Here is an 8,311-nt window from a genome sequence, read left to right on the forward strand (position 1 = left end):
GGTCCGGCGCGAGACGGTCGAGCACCCCTTCGGCACGCTGAAGGCGCGGATGGGGGCGACGCACTTCTTGACCAAGACCTTGCCGCGCGTCTCGACCGAGATGGCACTCCAGGTCCTGGCCTACAATCTGACGCGGGTTCTCAACATCATGGGAAGCCGGAAGCTTCTGGCAGCGATCCCCGCCTGAGCAAGGGCCTTAGATCGCTCGCTGAGAGGCTGAAGAGCCGTCCAGCAGCACCTACGCTCAAACGGATCGTCGCTCGACCACAAAAAGTCGCTCCAAGCGACGGAAAGCCCATTTTCGCAAGATCGGAGCGTCATCCGAGCGCAGCGCCTATTCCCGGCGTTTTGACACGGCCTGGACCCAAACCAGTCGAAAAGCTTCACCTGCCTTGGCCTCCAAAGCAGACACCAGCACGCCGCGGGCCGTCGTCGACCTGAAGCCTCTCAGCTAAAGTGGTCGACGATCTCGACCGAATCAGGCCTACGCCACATGATCGTGAGGACTGCGATCGTCTGGGGCTTACTGGTCAATAGATGAGTGACGAACCGATATATCGCGATAAAACCGCTACTGGATGTTAATAAGTAAAGATACTGCGGAAACTGAATGGCCGTCAAATGACATTAAATCACATTTAATCGTGGTATCACCAGATCTTATTGCGCTAATTATAAATGTCCTGCTCTGTCTAAAACCTACCATACCGTCATTTGCTGGAGTATTTCTTGCCACCCCAAGGTCCTTGACATCGGCAATGCTGTCATTTGCTGAAGCGCATTGCCACGAGAATGGAGTACCAGCATTGTATTGCAATTTAATAGGTAATGTATCTCCTACAGAAGCAGACGTTTCGCTCGTTATAACTCGCTCATCGTGCATTGGCGTAAGGTCGCTGATGTCATAATCTTTTGACAATGGCGAAGAAATATGAACGCATGACAATATGATCACAGCGATGATATTATGCTTTTTGAAAAATATAGACATTCCTGCTTCGGGCTCACCAATTTAAGGGGTGGTTTTATTCTAGTCAGATCTCTATTGATAAAAACGGAAAACCACCTCGAGCAGACAATCCGACAGCGACCCAAGATAGCTGTGCCCGGCGCGTCACGCCCTGCCTGAAAGCAGCCAAACAATACGGCCTAATACTCAGGGTGCATCACAAGTGCCATCGCCGTACGCTGCATGATAATCGCGAGGCGATGAGCCAAAGCGTCTCCTAAAACTCCGATTGAACGTAGGAATGTCAGTGAAACCGCACGCATAGGCAACTGTAGAGATTTTCATCCTCTCATTCCCAGGTGCCGCCAAACACCGCTGCACCAGATCAAGACGCGCATCGCGGATTGCTGCTGAGATGCCGCCGGTTTCTGCAAGAGCTCGATACAACGATGTCCGAGAGACCTTGAGAGCGTTGGAAATAGAAGCTGGGTCTAGTTCGGGATCTCGAAGGTGCCGGATGACATACGCTTGGGTCAACGAGGCAATTGTTGCGTGCGGGAGATGGCTCTCCCGTGCAGATGCGGAAGCATCAATGGCGCGGCCTATCAGGTGCAAGGTTCCTTCGAGCGCAGCCTGCGCTTCGCATTCTGTCATCCAAGCCAGTGACGACGCCAATCTTCGCAAATTCGCCCGGGCTTCAGCTGTCGTAGAAAGCTCGCTGATGGAATGGCCTGCCAACGCGTCGACGCTGCCGACTTGGCTTTCGAAGGTTGCTCGTGGCACAGCCAGCCGGATCTCTTCGTATGGGGTCTGGGTGCCTGTTACTAAGGGCCGGCTCCTCGATAGGAAGCTCAGATCACCAGCACTAAGGCGGCCGCCACGATCGAGCTGCGTCTGGTAGCCGAGCCCAACCAAGCCTAGCCGGATGACCACCATATCCTGAGCGTTCCGGTCGATGTGGCGCGACCTGATCTCTAACGAAACCGGACTGCTGACCGTATGCAAAAGTATACAGTCGCCAATTGTTACGGTGAGGCGTTTGGCGGAGAACGGTTCCCGAGGCCTTACTGGTTCAACGTCACCAAATCCAGCCAACGCGCTGTAGCGCCAGAACTCAAAGGCATGCTTATCGTCGATATGGGCGGTTGTTTCGACCAGGCTTGGCACAACTGATAGTTTCGACACGCAGAACTCTCTGCCGAGATTTGACGAGTCTGGAGTGCACCCTGTTTGACCGGACAGGCAGCGGGGCGGGTTTAGGCAGTCCGGCTGAGGTACTCTCGGGGCGAGAGCATGCGCAGGCCGGAGTGCGGGTGGATCGTGTTGTAGTCCTCGAACCAAGCCGGCAGAAGCCGCATCACGGTCTCGGCGTCGGCCAAGATTGCCAAGCGGGCATAGTCGCGCTTGAGCGTCTTCACGAACGCCTCCGCGATGCCGTTGCTCTGCGGCGAACGCACCGGGGTGAACAGCAGCCGTAGGCCGAGCGCGGCGGCCGTCTGCGCTGTCTCCTTGGCAATGTAGGCGGAGCCGTTGTCGGACAGCCACTCGACCGGGTGCGGGGTCTTCGTCGCGCCGAACCGGCGCTCGCAGCAGGCGATCATCAGGTTGCAGACCATCTCGGCCGAGACGCCGGTCGTGGTCGCCGACCACGCGATGATTTCACGGTCGCACGCGTCGATGGCAAACAGCACGCGGACGACCGCACCGTCCCGGCAGCGCAGTTCGAGGTGATCCGAGCACCAGCGCACGTTCGAGCGTAACGCCACCACGGTGCCGTTGTGGGTGCGGCCGGGACGACGGGCGGTGTGCGGCGCGAGGGTGAGCCCGTTCGCCCGCAGGATGCGCAGCACCCGCTTGGCATTGACGCTCGCCTCGCCGCGCGAGTGCAGTGCCCGGTTCACCAGTGCGGTGACGCGGCGATAGCCGTAGCTCGGGCGGGCATCGACGATCGCGCGGATCGTCGGCAGCAGCAGCGCATCCTCGGGCTTGCGGTAGGGACCGCGCGGCTGGGCGGGGCGGCTCAGGCGCTCGGCCAGGTGGGAGCGGGCTACACCGAGCGTGTCGGCGACCGCCTTCACCGCGAACCGCCCGTCGAACCGCCCCAGGAGCCGAGCGGCGAGGTCGGTTTTTTTGTGCGGGCGAGGTCGAGCGCCTCCTTCAGGATCTCGACCTCCATGGTCTTGCGCCCGAGCAGACGTTCGAGGTCGCGCACGCGCCGCTCCAGCTCGCGAACCCGGCTGGTGCCGACGACCTCCTCGTCGGCGTGCACGGCCTGATGGCCGCCCTCCAGCATGCGCCGCTTCCACGAGAACAGCAGGCTGGGCGAGAGGCCGTAGCGGCGGGCGACGAACGACACGGACGAGCCGGGCTGCTGGCTCTCCTCGACGAGGCGGATCTTCTCGGTGGTGGACCAGCGCCGTCGACGCTGAACGCCGGACAGGATCTCGCCGTGCACCGGTGGGGCGGTCGGATCGGATGACATAGCCTTACCCATAGGCCAACGCCTATGCCTTCGTGAGCTATGCCGCCTGTCCGGTCAAAACGGGGTGCGGTTCAGGAGGTCGCGCAGGCTGTCGGAGGCAAGCCGATAGAGATCTGGTTTTCCGACGAGGACCGGGTCGGTCAAAAGAACTCGATCACACGTCGTTGGGCCCGCCGCGGCACACGGCCCGCAGCCTCAAAGGACCAGCGCACCGCCTCCGCCTATCTCTTCGGTGCGATCTGCCCGGCTCGTGGCACGGGAGCCGGGCTCGTTATGCCCCGCTGCACCACCGAGGCGATGAACCTGCATCTGGCCGAGATCGCCAGGGCCGTCACCGCTGGTGCGCACGCCGTGCTGCTGCTCGATCAGGCTGGCTGGCACATGACCCAGAAGCTCATCGTGCCGGCCAACATCACGCTGCTGCCGCTGCCAGCGCGCTCGCCCGAACTGAACCCGGTCGAGAACCTCTGGCAGTTCATCCGTGAGAACTGGCCCGGCAACCGGATCTTTGCGTCATACGAGGCCATCCTCGATCAGTGCTGCGACGCCTGGAACAAGCTCATGGACCAGCCCTGGCGCATCATGTCCATCGGCCTGCGGGCCTGGGCTCATGAGTTCTGATCAGTGAGAGTTGGTATAACGCTGAGCACCCTTTGATCCTAAATTGACGATTTCGATTTCTAATTTTCTGCAGTCGGTCAAAATTTAGAAATAATTAACCAATTTCGAATGCTTTGCCTAACGATTGCAATGACTGCCGACAGCAGCATTCATGAAGGCGTGGGCTTGGGTCATGTCAATTCTTCGCAATATCAGCATACTCACAAAATTATCGATACCAGCACTGATCTTAGCGCTAGTCTCTGGAGCCGTTGTGTTCGTAGCGCGGTCCAACCTCAGCAATCTGGAGGAAAATACGCGCCAAGTCGTCGATGTCCATGCGTTTCGGGCAATTGCGGCTCAAAGAATTGAATTAGCTATCGATAGGGCTGTTATTGAAGAAAAGAACATCACCATTGAGACGGATGATGCCGTCATGGCGAAGCATCTCGATCTTTTTAAAGCAAGTAAAGAACGCGCTCTTTCCGGTATCGATCGGCTAATTGACTTGGCCGATGATGAAAAACGCCGAACAGACAATGAAGGCATCAAAAAGAGCCTGCTGGACTTCTTTACTGCAGCTGAGCGGTCAATTGCACTCGGACTCAAGAACGAGACCGAGGCCGCCGCCCGGATTTCGAGAACTGAGGTTCGTCCCGCGCAGATTAGAGTGGGTGAAGCGCTGACTAAGCGGGTGGAGACGAACATTCAAGGCTTGAACGACGCGAAGGTCAATGCGGCTGAGACTGCAGATAGGGCTCGCCTGAGCCTGACGCTCGGCGCGGCAATCGGCTTGGTGATCGCCTTCGGCCTACTCGGTGCCATTGTCATTGGGGGCATCAACCGTCCGCTCGCCAACCTCGTAGCCGTACTGCAACGGATGGCGCAGGGCGAGATCGACTCCCAGATCAAGGAAGCCGTTCGGGGCGACGAGATCGGTGCTGTCGGCCGGGCCGTGGAGGGCATCAAGGCCATGGTGGCCCGTAAGGCTGCCGAGGAGGCCGAGGTCAAACGTCGGGCCGACGAGGCCGCCGCTGCCGAACGCCGACGCACCATGATCGAACTCGCCGACGGCTTTGAGCGCGCTGTCGGCGGCATTGTTGGCATGGTATCGTCCTCGGCCACGGAGCTCCAGGCAACTGCTCAGCAGATGACTGCAACCGCCCAGGAGACTGCCGCGCAATCCACCGGCGTAGCAGCCGCTGCCGAAGAGGCTGCTACCAACGTCAACACGGTTGCGGCAGCGGCCGAGGAGCTTGGCTCGTCGGTGCAGGAGATCGGCCGGCAAGTGACCGGTTCGGCCCATCTCGCACAGGCGGCGGTGGGCGAAGCCGACCAGACCACGCACCTCGTCCAGGCACTTAGCCAAACCACCGCCCGAATCGGCGATCTGGTTGGGATGATCTCAGGGATCGCAGGTCAGACCAATCTGTTGGCGCTGAATGCTACGATTGAGGCGGCGCGGGCTGGTGCGGCCGGCAAGGGCTTCGCGGTGGTGGCTTCCGAGGTAAAGGCGCTGGCCGAGCAGACTGCGAAGGCGACCCAAGAGATTGCGCGTCAGATCGGCGAGGTCCAAGGAGTGACTACGCAGGCGGTGACGGCGATCGGCGGGATCACCGACCGGATCCGGGAAATTAATGGCGTGGCGACGTCGATTGCGGCGGCGGTGGAGCAGCAGGGCGCCGCCACGCAAGAAATTGTCCGTAACGTCGCGCAGGCCTCAGCGGGCACGAACGAGGTCACCGGCAATATTGCGGGCGTGGCACAGGCGTCAGAGGAAACGGGAGTTGCTGCCAGCCAGGTTTTATCCGCGGCTTCCGAGCTGTCGCGCCAATCCGAGCATCTCGGTTCCGAGGTCGCCCGCTTCCTCGCTACTGTACGCGCGGCCTAATCCCGGATCTTTGGCTCGAATGTCCGCTTCTGTTGACCGACGTCGCAGAAGCGGATTGGCGGGATACCACCCCCGAGCGGACGGCCTGCAGCCGATCCGTAGCCGCCATCGCGCGCGCCTCGGACCCGGTTGCTCGTAGCTCATGATCAGGCGCAACGGCGAGGTCTTTCCAATAGGGCTAGCTCTAATGGAACAGGGACCGCTGGAACGATCACGCTCTGCCTCGACAGTCCAATAGCAGTCGTCTTGAGTTTTGGAACGGGATCGCGCTAAGGTTGTTGAACCTATTGGAACAAGAGACCGCTGCGTCTCATGCTCGTCGGTTACGCGCGTACCTCGACCCTCGAACAGGAGGCCGGTCTCGACGCCCAGGTCCGTGATCTCACCACGCTCAGGTGCAGAAAGCTGTTCCGCGAGCAGGTCTCCTCCGTGGGACGCCGCACCCAGCTTGAGGCGGCCATCGATTTCTGCCGCGAAGGCGACACCCTCGTCGTCACCAAGCTCGATCGTCTCGCCCGTTCAGTCACCCACCTCGGCACCATCATCACCGCGCTCGAAGCCAAGGGTGTCGCCCTGCGGATCCTGAACCTCGGCGTCGATAGCGCCACCCCGACCGGGCGCCTGATGCTCAACGTCCTGGGCGGCATTGCGCAGTTCGAGCGCGAGATCATGCTGGAGCGTCAGCGGGAGGGCATCGAAGGCGAAGGTGGCTGGCCGCTACAAGGGCCGCAAGCCGACGGTGCGGGCGCGGCAGGCCGAGATCGAGGCCCTGGCGGCGGAGGGGCTCAGCATGGCGGCGATCGCCGCGCGCCTTGGCATCGGCAAGGGCAGCGTTCACAGAGCCGTCGGCAAGCCACGGCCGATGGAAGCCGACCCGTCGCGCTGACGGCTGCTGGCCGACGATGACGGAACCGGCCAGAAGCCGATCAGAACCGATGCCTCTGCCGAGCGCCATGCCGATCAATCAGCACCAGCTTGCCGCGGCCGTGCTCGCGTCCGACCACATCGTCGATCGGCGGGTGATCGCGGCGTTCGTGGCCGATGCGGCGACACGGCCGGCGCCGAACCCGTTCCCGAACACCAGCGCCGGAGCCGTGCGCCAGGTCTGGCAACAGCGGGTCGTCGAGTTCCAGTCGTTCGGCATCCAGGTGGCGGGCCTCGCCTGTCTGCTCACGAGCCTGTCGAACATGAGCGTGGACGAGCCCCTGGTGCAGGAGATCCTGCGGGCCGGGCCGCATACCACGAACGTGTTCAGCCATGGCGATGGCTCCCGGATCGTCGGTGCCGTGCTCTACGGCAAGCCCGGCTTTCCTCTGCCGGCTCTGCCCGTGCCGCGGAGCCTCCACCGGACCTCCGGCCGTCGGACGCGCATCCCTGCAGGCCAACTCGACCTGTTCGCAGACGCCGGAGTCTGACGGCTGCGGATCAAGCGCGGATCCTGAACGCCCTCGTCGCGGCGGCCTCGCCGGCCTCCTCATCCATTGGTTGTGAGGCCGAGGCAGAGCACCTATCACGAGCAGCCTTCCAGCCGGGGCCCGCCCTGATGCCCGCTCTGACCGACCGTCAGCGGATCGAGCTCGCGATCCCCGCCTACCTCGTCTACGCAATCGCGAGCGCGCCGGGCGCCTTCGTCCCGGCCGATCTCGCCCTGACAGCGAGGGCTGAGGCGGATATCGCGGCTCTGTGCGAGAAGCTGCGGATCGCGTGCTTGGAGCCGTTTGCCGATCTGATCCCGTCCAAGCGGCAGGCGCTCATGCGCCGGCTCGAACGGATCAAGCGGTTGATGACCGCCGACTGGCATGAGCGTCCCGCGCTCAGCCTCATGCTGATGCTGTGGTGTTTCCTCAAGGACCTGACCGACCGTGAGGTCCTGGTCCTGTGGGAAGGGCTCGGCGATGGATCAGGCGACGCGGATGCTGCTGCCGATGTTCGAGCACGGCTTCCGCGAGCATGGAAGCGAAGCCTTCGCGCACGAGCAGGCCCACGTGTTGCTCGATGGCCTGCGAGCGGAGGGGCTGTACCGCTGAGCCGCGCCTGGGATCGGCAGGCCCCTGAGACCAGGCACCTCGATCCGGGCGCAGGTGGCCGTGCCGCCTCCAGCCTGGGGTGGCTGGGGATGAGATCTCGATCCCGGGGTCGAGCTGCGGCTCGGTGCTCGTACGCGACGGGGCGGTGGCGTATGGGCCGTACCCGCGGGCGCGAAGCTCGACGGTCAGAGGCAATGGCTCGTTCGGATCGGCGCGCGACTGCTTGTAGTGCTATCATGGAGAGACGCGGTTCGGATGTCACAGGATAGCACACTCGCAAACGCCCTGGCCGATGTGAGGCGGCAGCGTGCAGCCCTCGAAGCCGATTTCGAGCGGGTCGGCGCGGAGTTGACGAAGCTACG

At 62.0% G+C, this 8,311-nt stretch carries 8 protein-coding genes and 2 pseudogenes; 6 read left to right on the top strand and 4 right to left on the bottom strand.

The annotated features are described in order from the left end of the window. The coding region (locus ACQKQD_RS33855; protein WP_427510968.1) for a transposase at positions 1-187 on the top strand (187 nt) is incomplete at its 5' end. A 384-nt stretch (positions 188-571) separates the two neighbouring features. Here ACQKQD_RS33855 and ACQKQD_RS33860 read toward each other — a convergent pair. The 3 genes from ACQKQD_RS33860 to ACQKQD_RS33870 all read right to left on the bottom strand — a co-directional run bounded on the left by ACQKQD_RS33860 (position 572) and on the right by ACQKQD_RS33870 (position 3,443). Further along, a complete protein-coding gene (locus tag ACQKQD_RS33860; protein WP_427510969.1) occupies positions 572-991 on the bottom strand; it encodes a protease inhibitor I42 family protein in 420 nt (139 codons plus the stop codon). A 165-nt stretch (positions 992-1,156) separates the two neighbouring features. Next, positions 1,157-2,134: a helix-turn-helix domain-containing protein gene (locus ACQKQD_RS33865; protein ID WP_427510970.1), complete on the bottom strand. Its 978-nt coding sequence runs from the start codon at positions 2,132-2,134 to the stop codon at positions 1,157-1,159. Positions 2,135-2,205: 71 nt separating this feature from the next. Then, positions 2,206-3,443, bottom strand: a protein-coding gene (locus ACQKQD_RS33870) for an IS3 family transposase (RefSeq protein WP_427510971.1) whose coding sequence is annotated in 2 segments (ribosomal slippage) — positions 2,206-3,083 and positions 3,083-3,443 — 1,239 coding nt in all. Because the reading frame shifts where the segments join, the coding sequence is not laid out codon by codon here. Between the two features lie 63 nt (positions 3,444-3,506). Here ACQKQD_RS33870 and ACQKQD_RS33875 point away from each other — a divergent pair. The 4 genes and pseudogenes from ACQKQD_RS33875 to ACQKQD_RS33890 all read left to right on the top strand — a co-directional run. Beyond that, positions 3,507-4,052, top strand: a pseudogene (locus ACQKQD_RS33875) (IS630 family transposase); the annotation flags it as partial. 172 nt (positions 4,053-4,224) lie between these two features. Next, positions 4,225-5,922 carry a methyl-accepting chemotaxis protein gene (locus ACQKQD_RS33880; RefSeq protein ID WP_427510972.1) on the top strand — a complete coding sequence of 566 codons (1,698 nt, stop codon included), beginning with the start codon at positions 4,225-4,227 and terminating at the stop codon, positions 5,920-5,922. Positions 5,923-6,234: 312 nt separating this feature from the next. Further along, positions 6,235-6,808 (top strand): annotated as a pseudogene (locus ACQKQD_RS33885) (recombinase family protein). Between the two features lie 49 nt (positions 6,809-6,857). After that, a complete protein-coding gene (locus ACQKQD_RS33890; protein ID WP_427510973.1) occupies positions 6,858-7,337 on the top strand; it encodes a hypothetical protein in 480 nt (159 codons plus the stop codon). Positions 7,338-7,432: 95 nt separating this feature from the next. Here the strand turns inward: ACQKQD_RS33890 and ACQKQD_RS33895 are convergent, their stop codons facing one another. Then, positions 7,433-7,723 (bottom strand): hypothetical protein, encoded by a 291-nt coding sequence (locus ACQKQD_RS33895; RefSeq protein WP_427510974.1) that lies wholly within the window; start codon positions 7,721-7,723, stop codon positions 7,433-7,435. Between the two features lie 94 nt (positions 7,724-7,817). Between ACQKQD_RS33895 and ACQKQD_RS33900 the strand changes: the two genes are divergently transcribed. Continuing rightward, positions 7,818-7,949, top strand: coding sequence for a hypothetical protein (locus ACQKQD_RS33900; RefSeq protein ID WP_427510975.1), 132 nt, complete (start codon positions 7,818-7,820; stop codon positions 7,947-7,949). Positions 7,950-8,311: the final 362 nt, after the last annotated feature.

Source organism: Methylobacterium sp. NPDC080182 (assembly GCF_050281105.1).
GTDB lineage: Bacteria > Pseudomonadota > Alphaproteobacteria > Rhizobiales > Beijerinckiaceae > Methylobacterium.

What these genes read in the sequence shown, in the direction of transcription:
- ACQKQD_RS33860 (WP_427510969.1), bottom strand. Translation starts at nt 991, where the DNA reads ATGTCTATATTTTTCAAAAAGCATAATATCATCGCTGTGATCATATTG.
- ACQKQD_RS33880 (WP_427510972.1), top strand. Translation starts at nt 4,225, where the DNA reads ATGTCAATTCTTCGCAATATCAGCATACTCACAAAATTATCGATACCA.
- ACQKQD_RS33890 (WP_427510973.1), top strand. Translation starts at nt 6,858, where the DNA reads ATGCCTCTGCCGAGCGCCATGCCGATCAATCAGCACCAGCTTGCCGCG.
- ACQKQD_RS33895 (WP_427510974.1), bottom strand. Translation starts at nt 7,723, where the DNA reads ATGCCAGTCGGCGGTCATCAACCGCTTGATCCGTTCGAGCCGGCGCAT.
- ACQKQD_RS33900 (WP_427510975.1), top strand. Translation starts at nt 7,818, where the DNA reads ATGGATCAGGCGACGCGGATGCTGCTGCCGATGTTCGAGCACGGCTTC.